Source organism: Campylobacter sp. P0109, from assembly GCF_002138755.1.
Classification (GTDB): domain Bacteria; phylum Campylobacterota; class Campylobacteria; order Campylobacterales; family Campylobacteraceae; genus Campylobacter; species Campylobacter devanensis.
Genome location: NZ_MJKK01000018.1, coordinates 1 through 919, shown reverse-complemented (window position 1 = coordinate 919; position 919 = coordinate 1). Strand labels below are relative to the sequence as shown.

Annotated in this window: 1 protein-coding gene; it reads right to left on the bottom strand. The window is 35.5% G+C overall.

Annotation, left to right across the window (positions count from 1 at the left end):
- Window positions 1-919, bottom strand: a 919-nt coding sequence (locus tag CIGNP109_RS08275; protein WP_272887918.1) for a flagellin N-terminal helical domain-containing protein, incomplete at both ends; no start/stop codon positions are given.

The window sequence follows — 919 nt, the reverse complement described above, 5'->3', positions numbered from 1 at the left end:
TCTTTAGCAGCTAAAACTAGTCTACCATTTTCTAGGCTTGCTTCTACTCCGGTTTCATCTTTTTTAGCGTTAATTGCACCGATTAGAGCGTTGTCAGAATCATTAGCTTTTACAGTAATATTACCGATTTTTACACCATTAATCATAAAATCTTTAATTGTACCAGCAGCAATTGCTTGGCCAAATATTTGCGTATTATTAACTTCAGCTCTTATACCAGTTTTATCGCTTACACCATTCATCATTTCAGCTACAGCTTTTAAACCATCTGTTTGTAATGTTTTTGCGCTAATAGTTTGAAATACATAACCACCCGGATATCCATCGATTCCGCTAAGTTTTACAACTGCATCTGCCATTTGAGAAATATTAGAAGCTACCACATTTTTTAGTGTCTCAAACCTAGTATGCCCAATTGTATTTGAGTTTGTAGCACCTATGCTTACTTTAGCTGTTTCATTGCTATAAGCACCTATTTGGAAGTTTTTATTTGAAAAATTTCCATTTAGTAGTTGTTGGCCATTAAAGCTTGTAGTAGTAGCTATCATATCTAGTTCTTCAAGAAGTCTGCTAATATCATTTTGTAAAGCTCTTCTAGAATCAGCATTTTGACCATCTTGAGCTGCTTGGATAGCTTTAGTTTTAATAGTATCAAGTATTTTAATCTGTTCATCCATAGCTTTATCTGCAGTTTGAACAATACCAATTGCATCATTACCATTAGATATGGCTTGACCTAAAGAGCTAGCTTGGCTTTTTAGTGAATCAGCAATAACAAGACCTGATGCATCATCAGCTGCTGTTTGAATTCTAAGACCTGAGCTTAGGCGACCAAGTGAGCTAGTAAGCTCTCTATCTGTGATTTGTGAGTTTGCGTGAGCATTCATCGCTGCGATGTTAGTATTTATTCTAAAGCTCA